Below are 25,268 nucleotides of genomic sequence, written 5' to 3' on the forward strand. Positions count from 1 at the left end.
GGCCGTTGGTACAGTCGGCGGCCATGTCCGTGGACGAACTCGACACCCGCATCCTGCGGCTGCTGCTGGAGCAGCCGCGCACCAGCGCCCGTGAGTACGCGCGCATCCTCGGGGTGGCGCGGGGCACCCTGCAGGCCCGGCTGGACCAGCTGGAGCGCCGGGGGGTGATCACGGGGACCGGGCCGAGCCTCTCCCCCGCCGCGCTGGGACATCCGGTGCTGGCGTTCGTCCACATCGAGGTGACCCAGGGGCATCTGGACGAGGTCGGGGACGAGCTGGCGGCGGTGCCGGAGATCGTGGAGGCGTTCTCCATCACGGGCGGCGGCGACCTGCTGACCCGGGTGGTGGCCCGGGACAACGGGCACCTGGAGGACGTGATCCAGAAGCTGATCAGCCTGCCGGGGGTGGTCCGCACGCGCACCGAGGTCGCGCTGCGGGAGCGCGTGCCGTACCGCCTGCTGCCGCTGGTGGAGTCCGTGGGCCGGACCACCGCGGCTCGGTGACGCCGCCGGGGCGCTGCCGCGCCCGGGCGTCGCGTCGGAGCTCTAACCGCGCCGCTTGGGGCGGCCGCCGCCGCGGCGCGGGGTTCTGCCCTTGCCGGTGGTGGTGCCGCGGCCGCCCCGGCCCTGCGGTGTGGCGGGCTTGCCCTTGCCGCTCCGCGGGGCCTTCCGGGCGGTGCGGGCGGGGGCCTGCTTCTGCTCGGGGTCGGCGTTCCTGCGGCCGCGCGTGCTGTTCGCGGTGCGTCCGCGGACCACCCCGATGAAGTCGTCCACCTGGTCCGTGGTGGCCTCCTGCGGCCACGCCAGCGCGACCTCCGACTGCGGGGCGTCCACCACCGTCCGGTAGGTGAGGTCCCGCCGGTGGTGCAGCCGGGCCAGGGACTGGGGGACGATCAGGACGCCGATGCCCGCGGCCACGAGTTCGACCGCGTCGGCGGTGGTGGCGGGCCGCTCGAACGCCTCCTCCCCCGGCGGGCGCTCCCAGCCGAAGACGTCGTCCAGCGGATGCAGCACGACCTCGTCGGCGAGGTCCTCCAGGGACAGCTCGTCCACGGCGGTGATCAGGTGGTCCTTGGGGACGACCGCCACCGTGGCCTCGGTGTAGAGCGGGATGGCGCTGAACACGTCACGGTCGACCGGCAGCCGGACCAGGCCGGCGTCGGCGCCGCCGCCGCGCAGCAGTTCCTCGGCCTCGTGGGCCGGCACCGTCACCAGTTCCAGCGGGGTGGCGGGGAAGCGCTCGTTCCAGGTCCGCACCCACTTGGCGGGCGTGGCTCCCGGTACGTAGGCGAGCCGGAAAACGGGGGATGCGGCGGAGTCGGTCACCCGGCCCAGGCTACCGGGCGTGGTCGGGGGCGCTCCGCGCGGTCGTTACGCTGGGCGGTATGAAGTCGCACCAGAGCACCCAGACGATGAAGCCCGCGACCGCGGCGAAGAAGCTGGGTGTGTACCTCGAGGCCACGCCCGACGAGTTCCGGGCGGGTTCCGTCTCGCGCGCCGAGCTGAACCGGCTGCAGGCCGACCCGCCCGAGTGGCTGCGGGAGCTGCGGCGCGACGGCCCGCACCCGCGTCAGGTCGTCGCCGCCCGGCTCGGCGTCTCCGCCTCCGGCCTGGCCCGGGCCGGCGTCACCGAGGCGCTGACCACCGAGCAGATCGAGGCGATCAAGACCGAGCGTCCCGAGTGGCTGGAGAAGGAGCAGGCCCTCCAGGCGGAGGTCCGCAAGGACCAGGAGCGCATCAAGCGGCTCCACGCCGAGAAGGCCGAGAAGGCCGCCGAGAAGGCCGCGGGCTCGGAGGAGTCCGGCCGCTGAGCCGGGCTCCGCGGAGGTGACGCGGAGGGGCCGGTCCCGCCCGACGGCGGGACCGGCCCCTCCGCCGTGTCCGCGGGCCGCGTCACCCGGGCCGCGCCGCGGGGCCACCGGTGACCGCCGGGTCTCCCCGCGGAAGCGCGGAGGTGGTTGGGTGTGGCCTTGTCGAACGGATCACTCAGGCCCGCACGGGCCACGACGCATCAGGAGGCCACCGCATGAGCGGCCCCGGCACGTACGAGTACAAGGTCGTCACCTTCCGCGAGTCGCTGATCGGCGACGCGCTGGACGGGGACAAGCTCGAGAAGACGCTCAACAAGCACGCCGAGGAGGGCTGGCGGCTCAAGACCATCACCTCGGCGGACGTGAAGGGCCGCATAGGGCCGGGCGCGGTCGAGGGGCTGCTGCTCACGCTGGAGCGCCCCCGCGCCTGACCGGCGGAGCTCCGCGGGGCCGTCAGCGGCCGTACGCCGAGTGGCACAGCGACACGACGTCGGAGGAGGCCACCCCGCGGGCCTGCCGGCACCACTCCCCCATGCGGAATCCCGGCCGCTGCCGCCCGTGGTGGCCTCGGGGCTGCCGGGTCCGCGCAGGACGCACCCGTGCCGCGGGAGCCTTCCGCCGTGCGCGGGGCGCCCGGGACACGGAGCGGGGTGCTCCGGCCGCCTCGCGCCCCGCGGTGGGCGGTTGGGCCCCGACGGCCCGGCCCCCGCCCTCGCCCTGGGACCGGAGGGCGGCCGCCCGGCCTTGGCGGGGTTCCCGGACGGCCCCGTCCTGGTTCCCGGCCGCGCCGTCGCCCTGACCCTTGCCGCCCTTGCCGCCCCCTTCTCCCGTTTCTCCCGCCTTTCCCGCTTCCTCCTTCTCCCCCTCCCCGGACGTCGTCCGGCCGCTCTCGACCAGGTCCGCCTGCCCCCGTGAGGGCGCCGTCCGCTCCTGGGCGGGGCGGCCGGCGGCGCCCGGCGGGACGTCACCGGGCGGGCGGCCGGGCGCCGGAGCCACCGCGACGCAGCCGGTGACCAGGAGGGGGACGAGGAGCGCGAGGACCAGCGACCGGGTTCGGAACATGGAGTCACCTTGCTCCGAACGGCCCAGTGCGCGGGCGGCACCACGCGGCCGGATCACCGTCACGGGTGACGCCGGTGAAAGGGCGTTACCCTCCCGCCATGTTCCGACTCCCGTCCCGCCTCACCGTCCTGACCCTCGGCGCCCGGGACCTTCCGTCCCTCCGCCGGTTCTACCGCGGCCTCGGCTGGGAGGAGGCGCCCGGCAGCGACGACGGCTGGTGCGGGTTCCTGCTCGGCGGTGTGCTGCTCGCCCTGTTCCCGGTCGACGACCTGACGGCCGAGGCGGCCCCGGGGTCACCCCGCCCCGCCCCCGGCTGGTCCGGGGTGACCCTCGCCTGCAACCTGGACCGCCGCGAGGACGTGGACGCCGCGTTCCGTGCCGCGGTGGCGGCCGGGGCCGAGGCCGTCGCGGAGCCGGCCGACCGGGAGTGGGGCGGCCGTTCCGCGTACATCGCCGACCCGGAGGGCAACCGGTGGGAGCTCGCCTGGGCCCGCACGGCCCGCTTCGACGCCCGCGGGGCGCTCGTCGGGTTCGGGGAGGAGCAGGACGGGCCCCCGGCCGCCCCGGGCGACTAACGGACCGCGATCGACCGGCCGTGTGAACGCCTGCGCCCCGGTGGGCCGGGGCCCGCTCCTCCGGGTAGGGGGTGCCGTATGGCTGAGGTGGTCGAGGCGGGACTCTGGGGGCTGGTGGCGGGCTCGGCGCTGCTGATCGGGGCGCTGATCGGGTTCGGCGTGCCGGTGCCGGCGAAGGCGATCGCCACGGTGATGGCCTTCGGCGCGGGGGTGCTGCTGTCGGCGGTGTCGTTCGAGCTGGTGGGTGAGGCCTACGACCAGGCCGGGCTGGCGCCTGCCGCACTCGGGACGCTGGCCGGGGCCGTGGCGTACACCGTGGGCAACATGTGGCTGGCCCGGCGGGGTGCGCGGCACCGGAAGCGGTCGGGCCGGCACGCCGCCCACGCGCAGCCCTCGGAGGAGCAGCAGGGCGGCTCGGGCACGGCCCTGGCCCTGGGGGCGCTGCTGGACGGGGTCCCGGAGTCGGCGGTGATCGGCGTCAGTCTCCTGGACGGCGGCGCGGTCAGCCTGGTGACGGTGGTGGCGGTCTTCATCAGCAACGTGCCGGAAGGACTGTCGAGTTCGGCGGGGATGCGGCGGGCGGGCCGCGGCAAGGGCTACGTGTTCGGGGTGTGGGGCGCGATCGCTGCGGCGAGCACCGTGTCGGCGGTCCTGGGTTACACGGTCGTGGGCGCGTTCTCCCCGGCGGTGATCGCCGCGGTGACGGCGGTGGCGGCCGGGGCGATCCTCGCCATGGTGGCGGACACGATGATCCCGGAGGCGTTCGAGGACGCGCACCTGGCGATCGGTCTGGTGACGGTGTGCGGGTTCCTGGTCTCGTTCGGGCTGTCGCACGCCTGAGCACCGGCCCCGTGGACGGGCGCCGGGGGTCAGGCCGCCGTGGTCTCCGCGCGGGCGGCCCGCGTGTTCCGGCGGTGTCCTCCCGCCAGCAGCAGCGCCGTCCCCAGCACCACCCAGCCCGCCAGGACCAGGGCGGGGCCGGCCGCGCCGGTGCCGTCGAAGAAGGCGTTGGCGCGGAGCAGGCTGCCGGAGGCGCCGGGCGGGAGGAGCTGGCCGAGGTCGGACCAGCCGCCGGGCAGCCAGTGCGGGCCGGTGGCGAAGCCGGAGAGGGGGTTGGCCAGGAGCATCATCAGTGCCGCGCCCAGGCCGAAGCCGGGAAGTCCGAAGACCGCCTCCAGGCCCAGCAGGGTGAGGGCGATGGCGGCGATGCCGAGGGAGAGGCCCAGCGCGTTCACCCAGTAGTCGCCCGCCAGGGAGCCGATGCCGAACTGGAGGGTCGCGGCGACCGCGAAGCCGGCCGCGACCGAGAAGAGCGCCGCGCCCGCGAGCCGGAGCCCTGTCCGGGCGGGGAACAGCCGGGCGAGGACGATCGCGGGGACGATGCCGCCGAACACCATGGGGAGCGCCGCGGCGGCGAACCCGGTGCCGCGCGGGTCGTCCGCCGGGAAGGGCGCGAGGTCCTCGACGGTGAGCGGCACCTGCCCGCGCTCCGCGGCGCCCGTCGCCATGGCGGTCAGCGCGGCGGCGGCCTGCGGGGCCGCGGCCGTGGCCTGGTAGAGGGTCACGCCCGACGGGGTCACCGCGATGCCGCCCACGATCTCGCGGTCCTCGACCGCGGCGGCGAGTTCCGCGGCGTCCCCGTAGCGGGTGACCTCCCACTCGGTTCCGGCGGTCGCCCGCTCGAGTCCGGCCGTGGCCCGGGCCGGGCCGGTGACACCGATCGGGATGTCCTGCGGGCCGCCGTTGACGGCGGGCAGGGCGAAGGCGAGGAGCATGGCGACGACCAGGGCGGTCAGGCCCAGCACCACGGCGATCAGCTTCCCGGCGGCGGGCCGCGGCGCCGACGGCGGAGGTGTCTCGGGAACCTCGGGGGTCTCGGGGGCTGCGGACATCGCGGGCTCCTCGCCAGGGGTCGTGACCGCGGGACTGGTCTGGAATCCGATTACAGGTTACGTTGATCCATGTGTCAACGACAGACGATTCGCGCCCCGGAATCTCCCCGGAACTGGTCCGCGCGGCGCTGCGGGCGGCCGAGGCGAAGGGGGTGCCCGTCGCCGAGGTGCCGATCCAGGCGGTCGCGCGGGAGGCCGGCGTCTCGCGCAGCACCCTGCTGCGCCGCCTGGGGGGCACGCGGCGGGCACTGGACGAGGCGGTGCGCGCGGCCGGGGCCGACCCGGGCGGACGCCGGCCGGTGCGGGAGCGGGCGGTGGAGGCGGCGGCCGCGCTGATCGGGGAGAACGGGCTGGCGTCGGTCTCCTTGGAGCGGGTCGCCGCCGCGGCGGACTGCTCGGTGCACAGCCTCTACGCCGCCTTCGGGGGCCGCGACGAACTGCTGTTCGCGACCTACGAGCGGTACAGCCCCATCCTGGACGTCGAGGCGCTGCTGGCCGGGCCCGATCTGGGCCTCGAACACCGGGTGCGGGAGATGCACCGGTTGCTGGCGACCGCCCTGGCCCGGCAGCCGCGGGTGCTGCACGCGATGCTGGCGGAGGTTCTCGCCCGGCCGCACGACCCGGCCGTCCGGTCGCTCACGCGGAAGGTCTTCCCGCGGATGCTGGGCGGGGCCGGGCGCTGGCTCGCCGCGGAGGTGGCGGCCGGGCGGATCCGCGACCTGCCGCCGCTGCTGCTGATGCACCAGCTGGCCGGCCCCGTCCTCACCCACTTCCTGCTGCGGCCCGGCCTGGAGACCACGACCGACGCCTCGCTGCCGCCCGCCGAGGAGGTCTGCGACGTGTTCGCGGACGCCTTCCTCCGCGCGGTGTCCGCACCCCCGACGCCCGGCGAGCGGTAGCCGCCCCGCGCCTGCCGCGGCCGGGGCGCGGGCGAGGGGGCGGTGGGCACCGGACCGCGGGTCACGCCCGTGTCACGCCGCGGGTCTCCCCGCCGCACCCTTTACCGACCTGCCCGGATTTCTCTCCTCAAGCAGGGAATTGCCCCTCGGCGCCCCTCGGGGAACGTGGGAAAGTGGGGGAATTGGGCGGCGATTCGTGGAGGTGAGCTTTTTCACGTCTCGCCGCCGCGGTGGCGGGTAGTGGAGTTCTGGTGACCGCCATCGACCCTGAACAGGGCCGTTCCGGTCCCTCCGGGAGCCGCGAAGCCCGTGAATCGGGCCGCACCGGACAGGAATACCGACCGCCGCGTGGGGAATGTGTGGGGATTCTGCGCGCGCCCGCATACCGTGCCGGAATTCGGGCCTAGGGAATAGGATCCCGCAGTCATGCGTGCAGTCCCGAGCGAATCCCACAGGTGAAGTGTGAATCTCTTCAAGCGAACCGCGGCCCCCGGGCGCCCGGAGCCTCTCGCCGTGACGGACCCCGCCGTCGAGGCCAGATCGGCCTTCGCGCAGGTCGCTCCCGTCGACCCGGCCCTCGCCGCCCTGACCGGCGAGTGGTTCATCGACCCGGCGCACAGTCGCGTCGGGTTCTCCGTACGGCACGCCATGGTGACCACGGTCCGCGGCTGCTTCCGCGAGTACAGCAGCCGTCTCTTCTTCCACGGCACCATGCCGGCCCGCTCCCAGGCCGAGATCGTCATCAACACGGCCAGCGTGGACACCGGGGTCGAGCAGCGTGACGCCCATCTCGTCGGCCGGGACTTCCTCGACTCCGCGAACTTCCCCACGATGCGGTTCGTGAGCACCTCGGTGGAGGTCTCCGGCGGCGACGTCTACCTGATGACCGGGGACCTCACCATCAAGGAGGTCACCCGGCCGGTGACCCTGGAGCTCACCTACATCGGCAACGTCACGGACCCGTTCGGCTACCAGCGGGCCGGGTTCGACGGCACCACCACCATCAACCGCTCGGACTGGGGCCTGACCTACGACAGCCGGCTGGCCGAGGGCGGCGCCATGGTGAGCGAGAAGGTGCGCCTGCAGTTCGACATCGCGGCGATCCGTTCCGCGCCCACCATGTGACGGCGCCCGGCCTCAGCCCGGCGTGCCGGGCCCCCGGTGCTCGTCGAGCCGGCAGCGCCGCTGGAACAGCAGGGCGAACGCCATCAGCACGGCGGGCAGGGCCGTGAAGCCGATGAGCAGCAGGTCCAGCGCCCGCTGCGGCTGGGGCGCGGTCCCGCCGGTGGTGGCCACGAACCCGCCGGCCGCGAGGGCCAGCGCGTAGAGGTAGGGGCCGACCGCCGTGCCGGTGGCGTCGGTCGCCGTCCAGATGCCGGAGTAGGCCCCGGCGCGGGTGGCGCCGCGGGCCTCGGCCGCGGCGACGGCGTCGGACAGCATGCTGAACGAGAGCAGCTGGAGCCCGGCGAAGGAGATCCCGAGCAGCACGGCGACCGCCACCGTGGCCGGGACGCCGAGCTCACCGGCCGGCCACAGGCCGAGGCAGCCGGCCAGGAACAGCGCCTGGGCGGCCATCAGGGCCCGCTGCTTGCCGTGACGGCGGGAGAGCGCCTGCCAGAGGGGTCCGACCACGATCGCCGGGCCGAGGAAGGCGCCCATCAGCACCGAGGTCAGTTTCTCGTTCCCGAGGACGTACGCCGTGTAGTAGGGCACGGCCGCCAGGAACAGGTGGGTGGTGGTGCTGGTGACGAGATAGGCGAGCAGCAGGGGCCTGAAGTCCTTGTCGCGCAGTGCCGCCCGGATGTCGGCGAGGACCGAGTGCCGTTCGTCCGGCGGCGGCAGGGTGCCGCACTCCTCGGTGAGCTGCCGTACGCCGCGCACCGCGACCAGCCCTGTGACGATCATGAACGCGGAGAGCAGCATCGCCGCGCGGGAGTAGGCGTCGCGTTCCCCGGACGCCACCAGGGCGGGCGCGGCGACGCCGGTGGCCAGCAGGCCGACGGTGAGCGCGGCCATCCGGAACATGAAGACGCGGGTGCGTTCGTGGTAGCCGATGCGCAGTTCGGCGGGGGTGGTGATGTAGGGGACCTGGAAGCAGGCGAAGAGCAGGTTGCCGGCCGTGTACATGACGCCGACCCAGAGCGCCGCGCCGACCCCGGAGAGCCCGGACGGCACGGTGAACAGGGCGGTCAGGGCGAACGCCAGGGTGAGGCCGAGGGTGAGCATCCGCCGCCGGTGCCCGCGGCGCCTGGCCTCGCGGTCGGACCAGGTGCCGAGGGCGGGGTGGGCGACCGCGTCGACGACCTTCGGGATCAGGAGGGTCACGCCGGCCAGGGCGGGGGCGACGCCCAGGGTGTCGGTCATGAAGTAGAGCAGCAGCATGCCCGGGACCGTGATCCAGACGCCCATGCCCAGGGAGCCCGCCGAGTAGCGCAGCAGGGCGCCGGTGGCCGCCCTGGGCGCCCCCTCGGTCTCCGCGACCGCGTGCCCCTCCCGGCCGGCCCGCGGTTCCTCGCGCACGGGCCCGACGCCGGTCATGACCGCGCTCCGTCCGCGCCGGCGTGGCGTGCGACCACTCCGGAGGCCAGGTCGGCGCCCTCGAAGGCGCCGGAGCGGACCCGTCCGGCGAGGGTGCGGGCCACGATCCGGTCGGTCACCGAGGGGAGGTGGCGGGCCAGCCAGAGTTCCACCGCGCCACGCCGGGTGGTGGCCACGTCGCGTGGGGCCCGGGCGGCGGTGGCGGCGCGCAGGACCGCGTCGACGACGCCGTCCAGGGGCTCGTAGGAGCTCATCCCCTCCAGCGAGAGACCGGCCCGTGCGGTGGAGTCGTGGATGGGACTGCGCACCATGGAGGGGTAGACGCAGGAGACGCCGACGTGGGTGCCGATCTCGTGGCGCAGGGCGTCGGCGTAGGCGACGAGGGCGCGCTTGGACGCCCCGTACGCGGCGGCCAGCGGCAGTTGGAGGACCGCCATCCGGGAGCTGACCATGACCACCCGGCCCCGCGCGGCGACCAGGTGGGGCACGCAGGCCGCGGTGACCCGCCAGGCGCCGAACAGGTTGACCTCGAACTGGCGGCGGACCTCCTCGCCCGGGGCGCGCTCCGCGGGGGCGGGGCCGCCGGCCCCGGCGTTGTTGACCAGGATGTCGAGGCCGCCGAGCCGCCCGACGGCGGCGGCGACGGCCGCGGGCACGGCGTCGTCGTCGGTGATGTCGCACGGCAGGACCGGCACCGGGCCGCTCTCGTCGGCCACCAGGTCGAGGCCGACGACGGTGGCCCCCGACTCCGTGAAGCGGCGGCACAGTTCCCGTCCGAACGTCCCGGAGGCCCCGGTGACGATCACCCGCCGCCCTGCCGCGTCCAGCGTCCTCATCGCTCTCCTCCGATGCTCTGCGGGGCGGCCGGCCGCACCCGTACGCCCTGTCCGGCGCGGGCCCGGTCCACCGCCGCGCTCCGTACCGCCGCCGTCTCGGCCAGGTAGCCGTCGAAGTCGATACGCATGGCGGGGCGGCGGTCTCCTCCCCAGCGTTCGACGCTCGCCCTCAACGCCCGTTCGGCCGCTGCTCGTTGTTCGTCCGGCCGCGGCAGCGCGGCCCGGCCGGAGAGCACGTCGGCCGCCAGCCGGGACTGCGCCTCCACCACGGGGAAGGCGGCGCCGGTGGACTGCATCAGGCCCACGAAGCAGAGCGTGGGGTCGTCGAGGTGGAAGACCCGGTGGTAGAGCAGCAGTTCCTCCGGGTCGGGCCCGAGCCAGCGCTCGTCGAGGAAGGGGACGGTCACCCGGTAGCCGGTGGCCCACACGATCAGGTCGACGGTGTCGCGGCGCCCGTCGGTGAAGACGACCTGGCCGCCGTCGAAGCGCTCGATGCCCGGGCGGGGGGCGATCTCGCCGTGGGTGAGCCGGTGCAGCAGGGTGTCGGAGACCGTGGGGTGGCTCTCCAGCAGGCCCCTGGCCGGTTTCGGCAGGCCGTAGGCCTCCGGGCGCCCGGCGGCCAGTCGCAGCGCCGTCTCGGAGATCCGCTGCCGCAGCCGCCAGGGCAGCTTGGAGAGCCTGCCGTTGGTCGCGTCGGCGGGCTTGCCGAACAGGTACTTGGGGATCACGTACACGCCCTGCCGCGACGACAGCAGGACGGGCCCCTCGGCCCGGTGGGAGGCGTCGACGGCTATGTCCACGGCCGAGTTGCCCATGCCGACGACCAGCACCCGGCGGCCGGCGAAGACGTCGGCGACCTCGTAGTCGTGGGCGTGCATCTGCTCGCCGGTGAACTCCCCCGGATAGGCGGGGTCGGGCCACCGCGGGTCCCAGTTGTGCCCGTTGGCGACCACCACCGCGTCGAACCGCTCGGTGTCCCCCTCCGCGGTGACCAGCCAGCCGTCCCCGTCCGGCCCGCGCTCCACCCGGCTCACCTCCACGCCGAACCGGATGGCCTCGTACAGGCCGAAACGGCGCGCGTAGTCGTCCAGGTAGCCGGCGATCAGGTCGGCGGACGGGTAGTCCGGCCAGTCGGCGGGCATCGGGTGGGCGGCGAACTCGGTGCGCCGGCGGCTGGTGTTGAGGTGCAGCGAGGCGTACGCGGGCGAGACCCCGCCCCGCGGGTCCCGTACCCAGAGCCCGCCGGGCCGCTCGCGCCGCTCGAAGGCGACCACCTCGAGCCCGGCCTCGGTCAGCTCCTTGACGGCGGTCAGTCCGGCGGCCCCGGCGCCGACGACCGCGACCCTGCGGACCGTCGTGGTCAGGGGTGTTCCGTGTGTCATGCGCAGAGGCTAAGCACCGGCCCGCCGTGACAACAGGGGCTGGACGGTGCTCGGCCGCCGCGGCGGCGGTCCTCCCCTCCTCGTGGCCGGACGGAAAGTCCGCGAGGCGCGCTTCCTCCCGGTGTGCACGCGCGTCGGGAGCCGGGCTCGCCCGGCCGGGCCCCAGGGCGAGGCGCGTTCGGCGCCCGACCCGCGCCGGGCGATGCCGGTTCTCGAACCGGTGACGGGGGGAGGCCGGTTCGGCGCCCGGCGTCGGACCCGATCCGCGGCATCGGCGGCATGTGCGTGGACGTGGCGGGCGCGGGCACCGCGGACGGGACGCCGGTCCAGCTGCACCCCTGCACCGACCGCGCCGCCCAGCAGTGGAGCTTCCCCGGCGACGGCACCGTGCGTGCCCTGGGCAAGTGCCTGGACGTCTCCGGTGGTTCCACGGCCGACGGAGCGGTGGTCCGGCTGTGGACGTGGAACGGCACCGGCGCGCAGCGAGGGGTGCACACCGCGGCCCGCGACCTGACCGACACCGGCTCGGACAAGTGCCTGGACGTCAGGGGCAACTCCTCGGCCGACGGCACCCGGCCGCAGATCTGGACCTGCACCGGCGGCGCCAACCAGAAGTGGACCGTGGGCTGACGCGACCGGGCGGGGGTGAGGGCCGGCCGGTCCTCACCCCCGCCCTCGGGCCGCGGGGCCGGTCAGAGGCGCATCGCCTGCGGCTCGTCGCGCCGCGCCGGGTCGGGCCCGTCGTACGCGCGGACCACCGTGTAGTCGCCGTCGTGCCGGACGGGGCGGAATCCGGCGTCCTGGACCAGCTCCACGACCTCGTCGCCGTCCGGGCCGTCGATCTCGTCGGCGCCGTGCTGGAGGGCGAGCTGCGCGGTGCGGTCGCCGTAGGTCCCGCGGAGGACCTTCAGGTGCGGGACGTTGTCCAGCAGCAGCCGGGCCACGGCGAACGCCTTCAGGACCTCCAGCCCGGACAGGGACCGGTCCCCGGTCGGGACGGCGGCCTGCACCCGGCCGTCCCACTCCTCGCGGAACCGCAGCATGGCGTCGACGTCGGCGGCCCGCTCCCGGCGGCCGCCGAACCCGAGGGCGAGCCCGCCGCCGGCCCGGGTGCCGTCGAAGTACGCCACGTCCCCGTGGCGCGCGGTACGGACCTCGTGGGCCAGCGCGCCCAGCCAGGCCAGGTCGTCCGACTCCTGGAGCGCGATGCCGTCCTCCCGGGTCAGGCGCTCACCGGCCCGAACCTTCCGCTCGAGCTCACGCTTGAGTCCGACGTCCATGTGATTCCCTTCCTGACACGACCGCGCTCGAAAAAGACAAGCGTCCGGGCAAAACCGTACCTGTCGCCCCGGTCCCTCCCACGACGCCCCTCCCGCCACCGGGCCTGCGGGCCCCGCCGGCCCCGCCGGCCCCGCAGACGCGGTGAGCCCGGTGAGTACCGGTTCTGAGTATCCGCACTCATGTGCGCGGGCCGGACCCGCGTCATCGTGCCGGTATGACGACGACTCCACCGCCGGCCGAGGAGCTGCGGCTCATCGACGCCGAGCTGCGGGCCCTGGACGCGCGGCGCGCCCAGCTGCTGGCCCGCCGTGCCTGGCTGACGCAGGTGCTGTGGGCGGCGCGGACGCCCGCGGCCGCCTCCCCGACGCGGACGGCCGGGCCCGGGGGCGAGGCGTCCGCCCCGGACGTGCAGAACGTGCTGTTGCTGCTGGGCGGGCTGCTGCTGGGGATCGCCTCGCTGGTGTTCACCGTGGTGGCGTGGGGGTCGATGGGGATCGGCGGCCGGGCGCTGGTGCTGGGCGCGCTCACCGCGGTGGTGCTGGCGTCACCGGCGCCGCTGCTGCGGCGCGGGCTGCGCGCCACGGCGGAGGCGATGGCCGGGCTCGGGATGACGCTGACCGTGCTGGACGCGTACGCGCTGCACCGGGCGGTGTGGCCGGAGGCTCCGGCGACCGCGTACGCGGCGGGGGCGTGCGCGCTGCTGGCGGCGGTCTGGGCGGGCTACGGCCTGCTGTTCCGGGAGTTGCGCGGGCCGCGGCCCGCGGCGGTCGCCGTGGCGCAGCTCGCGCTGCCGTCGGCGGCGTCCGAGGGGAGCGGCGAGCTCTTCGTCGCGGCCCTGCTGACGACGGCCGCCCTGGACACCGCCGCCGCGCTGTGGCTGCGCAGCACGCCGGTGCGGTGGGCGGCGGCCGTCGGGGCCTGCGTCCAGGCCGTGCCGGCCGTGCCCCTCGCGCTGTGGCTCTCGGCGTCCGCGGGCGGGCCCGGGGACGCCGTGCCCGCGGCCCTGCTGTTGGCCTTCGCCGCGGTGACCGCCGCGGTGGCGGCGTGGCGGCTGCGGGAGGGCGGGACCGCCACGGCCCTGGCGGTCGTCGCGGGGGTGCTCGCGGTCGCCGCCGCGGGAGGCCCGGTGCGGCCCCTCCTGACGGCGGTGTGGGCGGTGCCGGTGTACCTGGCCGGTGCGCTGCTGCTGCTCGGCGCGGTCCGGACGCCGCTGCCCGCCGTGCTGCGCCGGGGTGCGCTGTGGGCCTCGGCGGGTGTGCAGGGGGTCGCGCTGCTGTGGGCGCTGCCGCTGCCCCTCGTGGCGCTGGCGGAGCCGGTCGCGCGGCCGGCGCTCGTCCACGAGGGCCCGGCGCTGCTCGTCCTCGCGGTCGTCGCGGCGGTGCTGCTGGTGGCGGGCCGGGACGAGGTGTGGCGGGCCCGTGGCCGGCAGGGCGCGTCGGTCCTCGGCGCCGCCGCGCTCTACGCGCTGCCGACGGTGTTCGAGCTGCCCCACGAGGCGGGGGCGGCCGTCCGCGTCCTGGTGGTGGCGGGCGCGCTGGAGGTGGCACGGCGGACGGCTGGCCGCGGTGCGTGGACGGCGGTGGTGGTGGCCCTCGTCGTCTCGGGCGGGACCGCGGTGTCGGTGATGTCCGGGCGGCTCGCGCCGCTGGTGGTGCTGCCGGTGCTGATCGCGCTCTTCACGGCCTTCTCCCTGGCCCGCCGCCCGCTCGCCCGGGTCGGCCTGCCCGCCGCCCTGGTCCACGCGGCGCTGCTGGTCTGCTCGGTCGCCGCCCTGCGGGACTGGGAGGCGTCCACGGCCGGAGCGGTGCTGCTCGCGGTGCCGGCCGCCGCGGCGCTCCTCGCGGCCCGGCCCTGGACGGGGCCGGCGACCGTCGCGGTGGAGGTCACCGGCGCCGCGGTCGGGGTCTGCGCACTGCTGCTCACCGTGCTGGACCCGCCGGTGCTCGCCGTGGCGCTGGCCCTGGCCGGTGTGGTCACCGGAGCGACCGCGCTGCGCGCCGACCGCCGTCCGGTCGGCTACGCCTCGGGCGCGCTGTTCCTGCTCGCCGCCTGGGTCCGGCTGGCGGCCTGGGAGGTCACCGCCCCGGAGGCGTACGCGTTGCCGGTCGCGGTGCCGATGCTGGTGCTGGGTGTGGTGCGCCGCCGCCGGGACGCCGCCGTGTCGTCCTGGTCGGCGTACGCTCCCGGCCTGGCCGCGGGCCTGCTGCCGAGCCTGCTCGCGGCCTGGGCCGACGCGCACGCGACGCGTCCGCTGCTGCTCGGCCTGGCGGCCCTCGCGGTCACCGTCGCCGGTGCGGTGCGCCGGCTGCAGGCGCCCCTGGTGCTGGGCGGCGCGGTGCTGGTCCTGGACGCCCTGCACGAGCTCGCGCCCTACCTGGTGCAGGCCCTGGGCGCCCTCCCCCGCTGGGCTCCCCCGGCGGCGGCCGGTCTGCTGCTCCTGCTGCTGGGCTCCACCTACGAACGCCGGCTGCGCGACGCCCGCAGGGCCCGGGAGGCGCTGCGGCGGATGGGGTGACCCGGCCGTGCCCCCCGTGCCGGACCCGCGGCCCCCGTGGCCCCCGCCGTGTCGGCGGGGCCACGTGGGCCGCGTCCTGTCGGGCTTCCGGGGCCCGTCCTGCCGGGGCTCCGCGCTCCAGGCGTCGGGCGCGTCGAGAGCGCTGCTCAGGCGTCGGGCGCGTCGAGAGCGCTGCTCAGGCGTCGGGCGCGTCGAGGGCGCTGTCGATCCGGGCGAGGTCCCGCAGCCAGGTGGCCGCCGAACTGTCGGACGGGGCGCGCCAGTCGCCGCGCGGCGAGAGCGAACCGCCGGCCGCCACCTTGGGGCCGTTGGGCATCGCCGAGCGCTTGAACTGCGCGAAGGCGAAGAAGCGGCGGCAGAACACCTCGAGCCACTTCCGGATCTCGGGGAGGTCGTAGGCGACCCGCTTGGCCTCGGGGAAGTTGGCCGGCCAGTCGCCCGCGGCGGCGTCGTGCCAGGCGTGCCAGGCCAGGAAGGCGATCTTCGACGGCCGGAACCCGTACCGGAGCACGTGGAAGAGGGTGAAGTCGTGGAGCGCGTAGGGGCCGATCTTCGACTCGGTGGACTGCATCTCCTCGCCGGGGACCAGTTCCGGGCTGATCTCGGTGTCGAGGATGGCGGCCAGCGTCTCGCCGGTCGCCTCGTCGAACTGGCCGCTGCCGATTACCCACCGGATCAGGTGCTGGATGAAGGTCTTCGGCACGCCGGAGTTGACGTTGTAGTGGCTCATCTGGTCGCCGACGCCGTACGTGCTCCAGCCGAGCGCCAGCTCCGACAGGTCTCCGGTGCCCAGCACGATGCCGCCGCGCTGGTTGGCCAGCCGGAACAGGTAGTCGGTGCGCAGGCCCGCCTGCACGTTCTCGAAGGTGACGTCGTAGACCGGCTCGCCCGCCGAGAAGGGGTGGTCCATCTCCTGGAGCATCAGCCGCGCGGTGGGGGTGATGTCCAGTTCCGCCGCGGTGACGCCGAGGGCGTTCATCAGCTTGTGCGCGTTGCCCTTGGTGTGGTCGCTGGTGGCGAAGCCGGGCAGGGTGAAGGCGAGGATGTCGCTGCGCGGGCGGCCGGCCCGGTCCATGGTCTGCGCGGCCACGATCAGCGCGTGGGTGGAGTCCAGTCCGCCGGAGACACCGATGACGATCTTGGGGTCGCCGATCGCGGCCAGTCGCTGCTGGAGCGCGCTGACCTGGATGTTGTACGCCTCGTAGCAGTCCTGGGCGAGGCGCTCGGGGTCGGCGGGCACGAACGGGAACCGCTCCAGGCGGCGCCGCAGCCCGAGGTCGCGGGTGGGCGGGTCGAGCCGGAAGGAGACCTCGCGGAAGTCCCCGGTGCGGGCGGCGTGGGTGCGGCGGTTGTCGTCGAAGGTGCCCATCCGCAGGCGTTCCTGCCGGAGCAGGTCGAGGTCGACGTCGGCCACCGCGTACCGGTCGCCCTGCGGGAACCGGTCGGTCTCGGCGAGCAGCACGCCGTTCTCGTGGATCATGGTCTGCCCGTCCCAGGACAGGTCCGTGCTGGACTCGCCCAGTCCGGCCGCCGCGTACACGTAGGCGGCCAGGCAGCGGGAGGAGGCCGAGCGGCAGTACAGCTTGCGGTCCTCGGCACGGCCGACGGTGATCGGACTGCCGGAGAGGTTGAGCAGCACGGTGGCCCCGGCGAGGGCGGCCTCGGCGCTGGGCGGCACCGGCACCCACATGTCCTCGCAGACCTCGGCGTGGATCACCAGGCCGGGCACGTCCTCGGCGGCGAAGAGCAGGTTCACGCCGAACGGCACGTCCTGGCCGCCGATCCGGAGGGTGCCGCCGCGCTCGTCGTCGCCGGCGGCGATCTGCCGCTTCTCGTAGAACTCGCGGTAGTTCGGCAGGTAGGACTTGGGCGCCACGCCGAGGACGCGGCCGCGGTGGACCACCACCGCGCAGTTGTACAGCCGGTTGCGGTGGCGCAGCGGGGCGCCGACCACCAGGACGGGCAGCAGGGTGGCGGAGGCGGCCACCACGGTGGCGAGGGCGTCCTCCACCTCGTCCAGGAGGGCGTCCTGGAGCAGCAGGTCCTCGATGGAGTATCCGCAGAGGTTCATCTCCGGGAAGACGGCGACGGCGACGCCGTCCTCGTCACACCGGCGGGCCTGCCGCAGGACCGCCTCGGCGTTGGCGGTGGGGTCGGCGATCGCGGTGTGACCGGTACAGGCGGCGATCCGCGCGAAGCCGTGCTGGTAGAGCGACCAGAAGTTCAACGGGACTTACTCCCCCGAGAGTTGGACGGGCGGCAGCCCTGACGACGGCGGGTCGGCCCGGTCAGGGCACTCCAAAGCCTACGACCTGCCCGGACACCGGCACGGAGCGGCCTCACCTGCTTCGACGGGCATCGACATAGACGCACATCGAACCGGGTGGGACCATGGGCCCATGCCCGACGCCAGGACCCTCCCGCTCCTCGACCCCGCCCCTACCCTCACCACCGCCGACACCGCCGCCGACACCGCCGCCGGCGCCGGGCCGTGCTGCCCGCCGCTCACCGAGCGCCCGCTGGACGCCCGGGAGGCGGAGACCGCCGCCCGCGTGTTCAAGGCCCTCGGCGACCCGGTCCGGCTGCGGCTGTTCTCCGCGGTGGCCTCGCACCCGGGCGGCGAGGCCTGCGTCTGCGACATCTCCGACGTCGGCGTCTCCCAGCCGACCGTCTCGCACCACCTGAAGAAGCTGAGGGAGGCCGGCCTGCTGACCTCCGAACGCCGCGGCACCTGGGTCTACTACCGGGTCGCGCCGTCCGTCCTGGCCTCCCTGGGCCGGATCCTCACGGGAGCGGCCGGCGCCGCCCGGCCGTCCTCCTCCGGCGCGGGCTGAACCACGGTCCGCGGCCGGGGGCGCCCGTCGCGCGCCCGGGCCGCGGACCGTTCCTCTAAGGCCTCGCCCGGTAGGCGCGGGGCAGGCGGTAGCCCTCCTCGGCGAGGATGTCGCGGACGACGTCCGGGGCGTCGGTGATCAGGCCGTCCACGCCGAGCCCGAGCAGGTACCGGACGGTCGCCGGGTCGTCGACGGTCCACGGCACGACCTCGAGCCCCGCCCGGTGCGCGGAGTCGACCAGTTCCCGGGTGGTGAAGGGGACGTATCCCGGGTCCCCGACGCCGCCGCCCTGCGGGTCGCCGTGCACCGGGGAGACGGCGTCGGCGCCGAAGGAGGCCGCCGCGGCCACGTACCGCCGCTGGAGGGAGCCCTCGAAGTCGTCGATGTCGAGGCCGCCCAGCCAGGGCGAGGCCCCCGGCTGCCCCTGCTGGAGGAACTGCTGCCCGTTGGTGAGCGCCACCACCGGCAGCCGCGGCTCCAGTTCCCCGACCCGCATCAGGGCGCCCCAGTCGAAGCTCTGCACGGTCACCTGCCGCAGCATCCGCGCGCGCCGCGTCTCCTCGATCACGGCCCGCACGAACCGCTCCCGCGGCGCTGTCTCGTGCGGAGCGCCGGCCTCCACCTTGGTCTCCACGTTCAGGGTGACGCCGTGCGCCCGGTACCGGTGGACCAGCGCGTAGACCTCGGACAGCAGCGGCATCCGCGCCCCGGGCGCCGGCCGCTGTCCCGGGAACTTCGCCTGGCGCAGCGATCCGCAGTCCAGCGTGCGGATCTGCGCGAGGGTGAGGTCCTTGACGTACTTCCTGCCGGGCACGTACGGGTACTCGGGGTCCTGCGGGAAGGCGGGCCCGGTGTCCTGGCAGTTGCGCTCCTGGACGTCGCGGTCGTGGGTGACGACGGCGTACCCGTCCTCGGTGATCTGGACGTCCAGTTCCAGGGTCGTGACGCCGAGCTCCAGGGCGCGGGCGAAGGCGGGCAGCGTGTTCTCCACCGTCATCGCCGCGCCGCCGCGGTGCGCCTGGAGGTCGAACGCCCGCTTGTGGCGGGGGTGTTCGGAGGCGGCGGACGCGCCCGCGGCGAGCCACGCCGCGAGCGCGGCGGCGACGGCGGTGCGCAGGACGGGACGTCCGCGGCGGGGGCGCCCGGTGCGGCCAGGCCGCGTTGCTGTCTGTCGGAATGCCATGGGCCGAACCTGCCCGCCCTCGGCGGCGCGTACGTGACCGATGCCCCGCGTTCCGGTGAAGCGCGGCCGAAGCGCATCGTCGGGCGGCGCCTCCCGGACCACCGGCCGGGCCCCGTCCGGTGGCCCCGGGGCGCGGGCTCGGCGAGGCTGAGGAAGAACCACGGCGGCGACGACGCGACGACGGGCCGGGACGGGAGCCGGAAGTGAACAAGCCAGTGATCGTAGGGGTGGACGGTTCGCCGTCCGGTTTCGCCGCGGTCGACGCGGCCGCCGACGAGGCCCGGCTGCGCGGCGTCCCCCTGCGGATCGTGCACGCCTTCGGCAACCGGCCCGGCCGGTTCCCGGGCGTCACGCCGACCCCGGAGATGAGCGGCCGCGGGCTGGCCGGGCTGGTGCATGGGGTGCCGTCCGAGGCGGAGGAGCGGGCCCGTAGCCGGGTGCCGGGCCTCGAGGTCACCCGTTCGGTGGTGTCCGGGGAGCCGCTGGAGGTCCTGACCATCGAGTCCCGCTCCGCGGGGCTGGCCGTCGTCGGCAACCGCGGGCTGAACACGTTCTCCTCGCTGCTGCTCGGCTCCACGGCGGTGCACCTGGCCGCCCACGGCCACTGCCCGCTGATGGTGGTCCGGGGGCGTCCCTCCCCGGTCGGCCCGGTGCTGCTCGCCGTGGACGGGTCGGAGGCCGGGGAAGCCGCGGTCGCCTTCGCCTTCGCCGAGGCGGCGCTGCGCGGGGCGCCGCTGGTGGCGCTGCACGTCTGGAACAGCCGGAGCGAGGACGCACTCGACGACCCGCTCGACCCGATGCGCATCGTGGTGGACGTCGACCGGCTGGAGGCGGCGCAGCGGCGCCTGCTCGACGACACGCTGGCGCCGCACCGGGCCGCGCACCCGGACGTGCGGGTCGAGCCCCGGCTGGTCCGCTCCCGGATCCGGGCCGCCCTGCTGAGGGCCAGCGGTGAGGCGCGGCTGGTGGTGGTGGGCGCCCGAGGCCGGGGCGGCTTCCAGGGCATGCTGCTGGGTTCGGTCAGCCAGGCCCTGCTGCACCACGCCGACTGCCCGGTGATCGTGGTCCGCGGCCGTCACTGACCCGCACCGGTCGGCACCGGCCGGCGCCGACCGGTAGCGGCCCCCGCCTCAGCGGTAGGTGCGCCGGGCGAACCAGGCGGCCAGGCGCGGCGCGAGGGCGGGTGCCAGGCGGACCAGGCGGTCGCAGCTCTTCGCGTCCCGGCCGATCAGGATCCTCGCCCGGTCCGCCTCGACCCCGTCCACCACGGTCCGTGCCGCGCGCTCCGCGGGCATCTTCAGCAGCTTCCGCTCGAACGTCTCGCTGCGCCGGATCTCCTCGGGGGTCATCTCCTGCCCCTCCCTCCGGCGGCGTTCCCGCTCGTTGCGCTTGATGCCGGTGCGCACCCCTCCCGGGTGGACCACCGTCACCCGCACCGGGTGGCGGGCGACCAGCAGTTCGGCGCGCAGCGCCTCGGTGAAGCCCCGGACCCCGAACTTGGCCGCGCAGTACCCGGCGGCGTCGGGCAGGGCCAGCAGTCCGTTGAGGCTGGAGACGTTGACGACGTGCCCGTCGCCGGAGGCGATCAGGTGCGGCAGGAACGCCTTGGTCCCGTGGACGACGCCGAACAGGTCGACCCTCAGGACGCGGTCCAGGTCGGTCCACGCGGAGTCCAGCACGGACCGTCCGGGCGAGGCGACGCCGGCGTTGTTGTAGACCTGGTGCACCACCCCGAAGCGCTCCGCGGTGGCTGCGGCGAAGGCCTCCACGGCGGCCCGGTCGCCGACGTCGACGCGGGACGCCTCCACCTCGGCGCCCCTGGCCTTGGCCCGGTCGGCGGTCTCGCCGAGGCCCAGCTCGTCGACGTCGCAGAGGGCGAGCCGGGCGCCGCGGTCGGCCAGGCACAGGGCCAGCTCCCGTCCGATGCCGGAACCCGCCCCGGTGACCACGGTGACCTTGCCGCGGACCTTGCCCATGCGCGCCTCCTGACGCCCGTACGCTCGCCGACAGCTTCCGCGCCGAAGCTATCGGACGCCGACGGCGTGCCGGGCGGTCGACACGGCCCGGGTCCGGGGGTCCGCAGGTCCGCGGGGCGGCGGCGGTCGGCCGGTGCGTTCCCGCGCCGCCCGAGCCGGGCTGCGCTACGGGGCGCCGGCGGCCAGGCGGCGCAGGGTGTCCGCGGCGGGTTCGCATCGCGCCCGGCGGTATCCGGTTCCGGCCCACAGGTGGACGACCGAGGTGTCCCCGGCGGCGGTGCCCGCCTTGCGGAGCGGGGCGGTGAGGTGGTGCAGCGCCGGGTAGCCGAGGGGGGCCGACGGGCCGTGGAGATCGGTGAAGCGGTTCCGCAGGGCCCGGGCGGGACGGCCGGTGAAGGCCGTGGTGAGGACCGTCCCGGTGAAGGCCGGGTCGGCGAGGGCGTCCTGGTGGGGTGCGGACGCCCCGCTCTCGTGGGTGCGCAGCAGCAGGGTGCCGACGGAGACCGCCTCGGCGCCCGCCCGCAGGGCCGCCGCCACGTCCTCGGGCCCCGCGACGCCGCCCGCGGCGACGACCGGCAGCGGCACCGCCCGGCGCACCGCGTCGACCAGGTCGGGCAGCGGCACGTCGGCGGGCGGCCGACCGGGGGTGAGGGTGGCGGAGTGGCCGCCGGCCGCGCAGGCCTGCACCACCAGCGCGTCGACGCCCTGGTCGGCGGCGCGCGACGCCTCCTCGGGCGAGGTCACCGACTGCAGGACGGCCGTGCCGGCCTTCCGCAGCGCCTCCACCAGCTCGGCCCCGGGCAGCCCGAAGGTGAACGACACCACCGGCACCGGCCGGGCCAGCAGCAGCTCGGTCTTCCGCTCCCACCGGTCGTCGTCCTCCACGGGGGGACCGTCCGGGAGGGCGATGCCGAGGCGTTCCGCCTCGGGCTCCAGGGTGCGGGCGTAGTCGCGGTAGGCCCGCGGGTCCACCGGCACGGGCGGCGGGGTGAACAGGTTGACGCCGAACGCCACGCCGGCGGCCCGCACCCGCTCGATCTGCGCCGCCAGCGCGTCGGGGGTGCGGTAGCCGCCCGCCAGGAAGCCGAGGCTTCCGGCCCGGGCGGCGGGCCAGCACCAGCTCGGGCGTCCCGGCGCCGCCCGCCATGGGCGCGGCGAGGACGGGCAGGGTCGGGCCGAGGCGGTCGAGAAGGCGTGTGCGCACGATGCTCCGATGCGGGCTGCGAACGGTGGGCGGCGGGCCGCCGGCGGCAGGCGGGCCGCGGTTCCGCCACTGTCCGGACCACTCTAGGAAACCGCCCTCCGGTCGTGGTCGCGGGCCCCGTGGAGCGCGCGGGATTGGCCCGAACCCGTGGGCACGCCACCCGTCCGGCGGGCACCCGCCGCGCCGGTGCCGCCGCCCCGGTGCGGCCCGGCGCGATACTCCGCGGAGCCGGCCCGAGCGCCGGAACCGCCGGAGGAGAGGAAGTGCGCGTGCACCGGACGGACGGAGCCGATCGATGACCCTGCTGTACGACGCCGAACTGACCGCCGCGTTCGACCGGGGCGCGGGTGCCTACGACCGCCTGGTCGCCCTCAACCCGGGCCACCACGCCCACCTGCGCCGTTCCGCCCGCCGGCTGGCGCTGCCGGACCGCGGAGCGGGCCGCAGGGTGCTGGACCTCGGCTGCGGCACGGGCGGGTCGACCGCGGCGCTGGCCGCCGCCTTCCCGGAGGCGGAGATCGTGGGAGCCGACGCCTCGGCGGCGATGCTGGCCCGGGCCCGGGCCCGGCGGGGCCTGGAGCGGGTGCGGTTCGTCCACGCGACGGCGGAGGAACTGGTCGCGGACGGTGCGCACGGGCCGTTCGACGCGGTCTTCGCCGCCTACCTCTTCCGCAACGTCTCCGATCCGGACCCGGTCCTGCGCGGCGTCCACGACCTGCTGACGCCGGGCGGCCGGCTGGTGGCGCACGAGTACGCGCTGAGCGGCCGGCGGGCCGACCGGACGCTGTGGTCGGCGGTCTGCCGGGGCCTGGTGGTGCCGCTGGGCACGGCCACCGGGGACCGGGCGCTGTACCGGCATCTGTGGCGCAGCGTCCTGGAGTTCGACACCGCGCCCGAGTTCGCCGCCCGGATGCGCCGGGCGGGGTTCGACGGGGTCCGCGCGCTGCCGCTGCCGGGCTGGCAGACCGGGGTGGCCCACACCTTCGCCGGGCGGCGCCACCCGATCACGGCGAGCCCGGCGGACGGCGTCTGAGCCGGCGCGCTCCGGCGCGGCGGGCCGGTCCGGGAAGCGGCGCGGCCGGTCCGGGAAGCGGCGCGGCCGGTCCGTGAAGCGGCGCGGCCGGTCCGGAAGCGGCGCCCGTCAGTCCGGGAGCGGTGCGGACGGCCGGGCGGGGACCCCCAGGGCGAGCAGCGCGGTGTCGTCGTCGAGGTCCTCGCCGAAGCGGTCGAGGAGCGCCTTCACCTCGTCGACGAGCCGGTCGGCGCGGACCGGGCCGAGCCGTCGGGCGAAGTCCAGCAGGCCCTCGCCGCCGAAGAGGTCGCCGGGGCCGTCGCCGGTCCTGGCCTCGGTGAGCCCGTCCGTGTAGAGCAGCATCGTGTCCCCGGCCCGGAGCGTGGTGGTGGCGGTCACGAAGTCGGCACCGGGCACGACGCCGATCAGCATTCCGCCGGGGGTGTCGAGGAACTGGATCGCGCCCGAGGCCCGCAGGACGAGTGCGGGAGGGTGCCCCCCGGAGCCCAGCCGCACCCGGGCCTCCCCGCGTTCACGGTCCGGTTCCACCACGCCCGCCACGGCGGTGCAGAAGCGCACGTTCCCGTCGTCGCCCTCGTTGCGCTCGCAGAGGGCGGCGTTCAGCGACCTCAGGGCGCCCAGCGGGTCGCGGTCGTGGAAGGCGGCGGCCCGCAGCGTGTAGCGGGTGAGCGAGGTGACCGCGGCCGCCTCGGGGCCGCGGCCGCTGACGTCGCCGAGGAAGAACGCCCAGCAGCCGCCGCCGATGTCGAAGACGTCGTAGAAGTCGCCGCCGAGCCGCTCGGGTGAGAACGCCCGGTAGTGGCAGGCCATGTCGAGGCCCGGGACGACCGGCAGGGCCGGCGGCAGCAGCGCCTGCTGGAGCACGTGGAACGCCTCGTCGCGCCCGGCCCGGTCGGTGTCGGCCTGCCGCCGGGCGGCCTCGGCCTCCCGCTGCGCCCGCTCGGCGTCGAGTCGGGCCTCCTCCGCCCGCACCCGCGCCCGGTCGGCCTCCTTGCGCTGCCTCAGCAGTTCCTCCTCGTACCTGCGCCGGTCGGAGGCCTCGAACACGGTGGTGCGGATCAGCCGCGGCTCTCCGTCCTCGCCGTACTTGACGGTGGAGGACACCAGCACCGGCAGCCGTGAGCCGTCGGCGGTCTTCAGCTCCAGGGCGATGCCGCCCAGTTGACCGTGCATGCGCAGCAGCGGGGCGAAGTGGGTCTCGTGGTACAGCTTCCCCCCGGCGGTGAGGAGGTCGGCGAACCGGGTGCGGCCCACGGTGTCGGAGCGTTCGGCCCCCAGCCACTCCAGCAGGGTGGCGTTGATCCGGACGATGGTGCCGTCCATCGTCGTGGACAGGTAGCCGCAGGGCGCGGCGTCGTACAGTTCCTCGGCGTCGTCCCCGGGCTCCTCCACCGGGGAGGGGGCGTCCGCGTCCTCCGGCGGGGGCCCGTGGTTCACCGGATGCGGTCCAGGAACTCGAGGACGGCGTCGGCGGTGACGTCCGGGTTGCTCAGCTGCGGGCAGTGGCCGTTGGCGTCCAGGGTGACCTGCCGGGAGCCGGGGATGCGGTCGTGGACGAAGGCGCCGACCTGGGGCGGCGCGATGGCGTCCTGGGAGCAGTCCACGACCAGCGTGGGGACGTCCACGCCCGCGAGGTCGTCACGGTTGTCGGAGAGGAAGGTGGCCTGCGCGAAGACGCGGGCCATGGCCGGGTCGGTGGAGCAGAAGCTCTCGGTGAGCTCCTCGCCGAGCTCCGGGCGGTCCGGGTTGCCCATGATGACCGGCGCCATGGCGGACGACCAGCCGAGGTAGTTGGCGTCCAGCGAGGCGAGGAGCTCGTCGATGTCGTCGGCGCTGAACCCGCCGTGGTACTCGCCCTTGTCGATGTAGCACGGCGACGGGGTGATCATGGCGAGGGCCGTGATCCGTTCGGGCGCCGCGCGGGCGGCCAGGACGCCGATCATGGAGCTGACGGAGTGGCCGACGAAGGTGACGTCCCGCAGGTCCAGCTCCTCGCAGATCTCGACCACGTCCCGGGCGTACCCCTCCAGGGAGGAGTAGCGTTCCTCGCTCCAGGCGGTGGGGTCGGACCCGCCGGCGCCCACGTAGTCGAACAGGACCAGCCGGTGGCGGGCGGCGAGGCGGGGCACGACCAGGCGCCACATGCTCTGGTCGCATCCGAAACCGTGCGCCAGCATGACGACCGGACCGTCCGGGTCGCCAACGACATTCACCCTGTTTCTCCGCAGAACACCCATACCAACCATCC

The 25,268-nt window shown here is 75.6% G+C and carries 24 protein-coding genes and 1 pseudogene; 12 read left to right on the forward strand and 13 right to left on the reverse strand.

What is annotated here, in order from left to right:
- Nucleotides 1-23 precede the first annotated feature (23 nt).
- A complete protein-coding gene (locus ABZ836_RS06650) occupies nucleotides 24-503 on the forward strand; it encodes an Lrp/AsnC family transcriptional regulator (RefSeq protein WP_356127945.1) in 480 nt (159 codons plus the stop codon).
- Between the two features lie 42 nt (nucleotides 504-545).
- On the opposite strand, the gene ABZ836_RS06655 is transcribed toward ABZ836_RS06650, so the two are convergent.
- Complete coding sequence (locus ABZ836_RS06655) at nucleotides 546-1,325, reverse strand: LysR family substrate-binding domain-containing protein (protein ID WP_361139982.1); 780 nt, start codon at nucleotides 1,323-1,325, stop codon at nucleotides 546-548.
- Nucleotides 1,326-1,384: 59 nt separating this feature from the next.
- On the opposite strand from ABZ836_RS06655, the gene ABZ836_RS06660 reads away from it, so the two are divergent.
- Together ABZ836_RS06660 and ABZ836_RS06665 are read left to right on the forward strand one after the other, a co-directional pair.
- The gene (locus ABZ836_RS06660) at nucleotides 1,385-1,810 is read left to right on the forward strand and encodes a DUF5997 family protein (RefSeq protein ID WP_356127950.1); all 426 of its coding nucleotides are present in this window, start codon (nucleotides 1,385-1,387) and stop codon (nucleotides 1,808-1,810) included.
- A 215-nt stretch (nucleotides 1,811-2,025) separates the two neighbouring features.
- Nucleotides 2,026-2,241 (forward strand): DUF4177 domain-containing protein, encoded by a 216-nt coding sequence (locus ABZ836_RS06665; RefSeq protein WP_356127953.1) that lies wholly within the window; start codon nucleotides 2,026-2,028, stop codon nucleotides 2,239-2,241.
- A 22-nt stretch (nucleotides 2,242-2,263) separates the two neighbouring features.
- Here ABZ836_RS06665 and ABZ836_RS06670 read toward each other — a convergent pair whose 3' ends face one another.
- Nucleotides 2,264-2,872 (reverse strand): hypothetical protein, encoded by a 609-nt coding sequence (locus ABZ836_RS06670; RefSeq protein ID WP_361139986.1) that lies wholly within the window; start codon nucleotides 2,870-2,872, stop codon nucleotides 2,264-2,266.
- A 98-nt stretch (nucleotides 2,873-2,970) separates the two neighbouring features.
- Here ABZ836_RS06670 and ABZ836_RS06675 point away from each other — a divergent pair, with 98 nt between their 5' ends.
- Complete coding sequence (locus ABZ836_RS06675; RefSeq protein ID WP_361139989.1) at nucleotides 2,971-3,447, forward strand: VOC family protein; 477 nt, start codon at nucleotides 2,971-2,973, stop codon at nucleotides 3,445-3,447.
- A 78-nt stretch (nucleotides 3,448-3,525) separates the two neighbouring features.
- Nucleotides 3,526-4,287: a ZIP family zinc transporter gene (locus tag ABZ836_RS06680; protein WP_356127962.1), complete on the forward strand. Its 762-nt coding sequence runs from the start codon at nucleotides 3,526-3,528 to the stop codon at nucleotides 4,285-4,287.
- A 29-nt stretch (nucleotides 4,288-4,316) separates the two neighbouring features.
- Here ABZ836_RS06680 and ABZ836_RS06685 read toward each other — a convergent pair whose 3' ends face one another.
- The gene (locus tag ABZ836_RS06685; RefSeq protein WP_356127965.1) at nucleotides 4,317-5,339 is read right to left on the reverse strand and encodes a hypothetical protein; all 1,023 of its coding nucleotides are present in this window, start codon (nucleotides 5,337-5,339) and stop codon (nucleotides 4,317-4,319) included.
- 71 nt (nucleotides 5,340-5,410) lie between these two features.
- On the opposite strand from ABZ836_RS06685, the gene ABZ836_RS06690 reads away from it, so the two are divergent.
- Nucleotides 5,411-6,238, forward strand: coding sequence for a TetR family transcriptional regulator (locus ABZ836_RS06690; RefSeq protein ID WP_356127968.1), 828 nt, complete (start codon nucleotides 5,411-5,413; stop codon nucleotides 6,236-6,238).
- 513 nt (nucleotides 6,239-6,751) lie between these two features.
- Nucleotides 6,752-7,363 (forward strand): YceI family protein, encoded by a 612-nt coding sequence (locus ABZ836_RS06695; RefSeq protein WP_356127971.1) that lies wholly within the window; start codon nucleotides 6,752-6,754, stop codon nucleotides 7,361-7,363.
- 12 nt (nucleotides 7,364-7,375) lie between these two features.
- Here ABZ836_RS06695 and ABZ836_RS06700 read toward each other — a convergent pair whose 3' ends face one another.
- From ABZ836_RS06700 to ABZ836_RS06710, 3 genes are read right to left on the reverse strand one after another with little or no spacing between them, the layout of a single operon-like run.
- Entirely contained in the window at nucleotides 7,376-8,776 is a 1,401-nt protein-coding gene (locus ABZ836_RS06700) for an MFS transporter (RefSeq protein WP_361139994.1), read from the reverse strand.
- A complete protein-coding gene (locus tag ABZ836_RS06705; protein WP_361139997.1) occupies nucleotides 8,773-9,612 on the reverse strand; it encodes an SDR family NAD(P)-dependent oxidoreductase in 840 nt (279 codons plus the stop codon). The genes ABZ836_RS06700 and ABZ836_RS06705 overlap by 4 nt, the downstream gene beginning before the upstream one ends.
- Entirely contained in the window at nucleotides 9,609-10,994 is a 1,386-nt protein-coding gene (locus ABZ836_RS06710) for an NAD(P)-binding domain-containing protein (RefSeq protein ID WP_361140000.1), read from the reverse strand. Before ABZ836_RS06710 ends, ABZ836_RS06705 begins: the two co-directional genes overlap by 4 nt.
- A gap of 261 nt (nucleotides 10,995-11,255) precedes the next feature.
- Between ABZ836_RS06710 and ABZ836_RS06715 the strand changes: the two are divergent.
- A pseudogene (locus ABZ836_RS06715) lies at nucleotides 11,256-11,624 on the forward strand (RICIN domain-containing protein); the annotation flags it as partial.
- A gap of 62 nt (nucleotides 11,625-11,686) precedes the next feature.
- Here ABZ836_RS06715 and ABZ836_RS06720 read toward each other — a convergent pair.
- Entirely contained in the window at nucleotides 11,687-12,274 is a 588-nt protein-coding gene (locus ABZ836_RS06720) for a hypothetical protein (protein ID WP_361140002.1), read from the reverse strand.
- A 215-nt stretch (nucleotides 12,275-12,489) separates the two neighbouring features.
- On the opposite strand from ABZ836_RS06720, the gene ABZ836_RS06725 reads away from it, so the two are divergent.
- Entirely contained in the window at nucleotides 12,490-14,790 is a 2,301-nt protein-coding gene (locus ABZ836_RS06725) for a hypothetical protein (RefSeq protein ID WP_361140004.1), read from the forward strand.
- Nucleotides 14,791-14,965: 175 nt separating this feature from the next.
- Here ABZ836_RS06725 and ABZ836_RS06730 read toward each other — a convergent pair whose 3' ends face one another.
- Nucleotides 14,966-17,017: an NAD(+) synthase gene (locus ABZ836_RS06730; protein ID WP_361140007.1), complete on the reverse strand. Its 2,052-nt coding sequence runs from the start codon at nucleotides 17,015-17,017 to the stop codon at nucleotides 14,966-14,968.
- A gap of 172 nt (nucleotides 17,018-17,189) precedes the next feature.
- Between ABZ836_RS06730 and ABZ836_RS06735 the strand changes: the two genes are divergently transcribed.
- Nucleotides 17,190-17,624: a metalloregulator ArsR/SmtB family transcription factor gene (locus ABZ836_RS06735; RefSeq protein ID WP_361140010.1), complete on the forward strand. Its 435-nt coding sequence runs from the start codon at nucleotides 17,190-17,192 to the stop codon at nucleotides 17,622-17,624.
- A gap of 55 nt (nucleotides 17,625-17,679) precedes the next feature.
- Here ABZ836_RS06735 and ABZ836_RS06740 read toward each other — a convergent pair whose 3' ends face one another.
- On the reverse strand, nucleotides 17,680-18,807 hold the full coding sequence (locus tag ABZ836_RS06740) for a glycerophosphodiester phosphodiesterase family protein (protein ID WP_361140013.1): 1,128 nt from the start codon (nucleotides 18,805-18,807) through the stop codon (nucleotides 17,680-17,682).
- A gap of 203 nt (nucleotides 18,808-19,010) precedes the next feature.
- Here ABZ836_RS06740 and ABZ836_RS06745 point away from each other — a divergent pair, with 203 nt between their 5' ends.
- A complete protein-coding gene (locus ABZ836_RS06745) occupies nucleotides 19,011-19,889 on the forward strand; it encodes a universal stress protein (protein ID WP_361140016.1) in 879 nt (292 codons plus the stop codon).
- 48 nt (nucleotides 19,890-19,937) lie between these two features.
- On the opposite strand, the gene ABZ836_RS06750 is transcribed toward ABZ836_RS06745, so the two are convergent.
- Both ABZ836_RS06750 and ABZ836_RS06755 read right to left on the reverse strand, forming a co-directional pair.
- Complete coding sequence (locus ABZ836_RS06750; protein ID WP_361140019.1) at nucleotides 19,938-20,783, reverse strand: SDR family oxidoreductase; 846 nt, start codon at nucleotides 20,781-20,783, stop codon at nucleotides 19,938-19,940.
- A gap of 165 nt (nucleotides 20,784-20,948) precedes the next feature.
- On the reverse strand, nucleotides 20,949-22,037 hold the full coding sequence (locus ABZ836_RS06755; RefSeq protein ID WP_361140290.1) for a nitronate monooxygenase: 1,089 nt from the start codon (nucleotides 22,035-22,037) through the stop codon (nucleotides 20,949-20,951).
- Between the two features lie 245 nt (nucleotides 22,038-22,282).
- Between ABZ836_RS06755 and ABZ836_RS06760 the strand changes: the two genes are divergently transcribed.
- A complete protein-coding gene (locus ABZ836_RS06760) occupies nucleotides 22,283-23,020 on the forward strand; it encodes a methyltransferase domain-containing protein (protein ID WP_356128005.1) in 738 nt (245 codons plus the stop codon).
- Between the two features lie 108 nt (nucleotides 23,021-23,128).
- Here ABZ836_RS06760 and ABZ836_RS06765 read toward each other — a convergent pair whose 3' ends face one another.
- Complete coding sequence (locus tag ABZ836_RS06765) at nucleotides 23,129-24,457, reverse strand: SpoIIE family protein phosphatase (protein ID WP_356128008.1); 1,329 nt, start codon at nucleotides 24,455-24,457, stop codon at nucleotides 23,129-23,131.
- Nucleotides 24,454-25,257, reverse strand: a complete 804-nt coding sequence (locus ABZ836_RS06770; RefSeq protein ID WP_356128011.1) for an alpha/beta hydrolase — start codon at nucleotides 25,255-25,257, stop codon at nucleotides 24,454-24,456. Before ABZ836_RS06770 ends, ABZ836_RS06765 begins: the two co-directional genes overlap by 4 nt.
- Nucleotides 25,258-25,268: the final 11 nt, after the last annotated feature.

Source organism: Streptomyces sp. NPDC047130 (assembly GCF_040643475.1).
GTDB lineage: Bacteria > Actinomycetota > Actinomycetes > Streptomycetales > Streptomycetaceae > Streptomyces.

Excerpts from the sequence above, each read along its gene's own strand:
- ABZ836_RS06725 (WP_361140004.1), top strand. The coding sequence starts at position 12,490 with ATGACGACGACTCCACCGCCGGCCGAGGAGCTGCGGCTCATCGACGCC.
- ABZ836_RS06720 (WP_361140002.1), bottom strand. The coding sequence starts at position 12,274 with ATGGACGTCGGACTCAAGCGTGAGCTCGAGCGGAAGGTTCGGGCCGGT.
- ABZ836_RS06700 (WP_361139994.1), bottom strand. The coding sequence starts at position 8,776 with ATGACCGGCGTCGGGCCCGTGCGCGAGGAACCGCGGGCCGGCCGGGAG.
- ABZ836_RS06750 (WP_361140019.1), bottom strand. The coding sequence starts at position 20,783 with ATGGGCAAGGTCCGCGGCAAGGTCACCGTGGTCACCGGGGCGGGTTCC.
- ABZ836_RS06665 (WP_356127953.1), top strand. The coding sequence starts at position 2,026 with ATGAGCGGCCCCGGCACGTACGAGTACAAGGTCGTCACCTTCCGCGAG.
- ABZ836_RS06660 (WP_356127950.1), top strand. The coding sequence starts at position 1,385 with ATGAAGTCGCACCAGAGCACCCAGACGATGAAGCCCGCGACCGCGGCG.
- ABZ836_RS06705 (WP_361139997.1), bottom strand. The coding sequence starts at position 9,612 with ATGAGGACGCTGGACGCGGCAGGGCGGCGGGTGATCGTCACCGGGGCC.
- ABZ836_RS06770 (WP_356128011.1), bottom strand. The coding sequence starts at position 25,257 with ATGGGTGTTCTGCGGAGAAACAGGGTGAATGTCGTTGGCGACCCGGAC.
- ABZ836_RS06670 (WP_361139986.1), bottom strand. The coding sequence starts at position 2,872 with ATGTTCCGAACCCGGTCGCTGGTCCTCGCGCTCCTCGTCCCCCTCCTG.
- ABZ836_RS06710 (WP_361140000.1), bottom strand. The coding sequence starts at position 10,994 with ATGACACACGGAACACCCCTGACCACGACGGTCCGCAGGGTCGCGGTC.
- ABZ836_RS06740 (WP_361140013.1), bottom strand. The coding sequence starts at position 18,807 with ATGGCATTCCGACAGACAGCAACGCGGCCTGGCCGCACCGGGCGCCCC.
- ABZ836_RS06685 (WP_356127965.1), bottom strand. The coding sequence starts at position 5,339 with ATGTCCGCAGCCCCCGAGACCCCCGAGGTTCCCGAGACACCTCCGCCG.
- ABZ836_RS06675 (WP_361139989.1), top strand. The coding sequence starts at position 2,971 with ATGTTCCGACTCCCGTCCCGCCTCACCGTCCTGACCCTCGGCGCCCGG.
- ABZ836_RS06735 (WP_361140010.1), top strand. The coding sequence starts at position 17,190 with ATGCCCGACGCCAGGACCCTCCCGCTCCTCGACCCCGCCCCTACCCTC.
- ABZ836_RS06680 (WP_356127962.1), top strand. The coding sequence starts at position 3,526 with ATGGCTGAGGTGGTCGAGGCGGGACTCTGGGGGCTGGTGGCGGGCTCG.
- ABZ836_RS06760 (WP_356128005.1), top strand. The coding sequence starts at position 22,283 with ATGACCCTGCTGTACGACGCCGAACTGACCGCCGCGTTCGACCGGGGC.
- ABZ836_RS06650 (WP_356127945.1), top strand. The coding sequence starts at position 24 with ATGTCCGTGGACGAACTCGACACCCGCATCCTGCGGCTGCTGCTGGAG.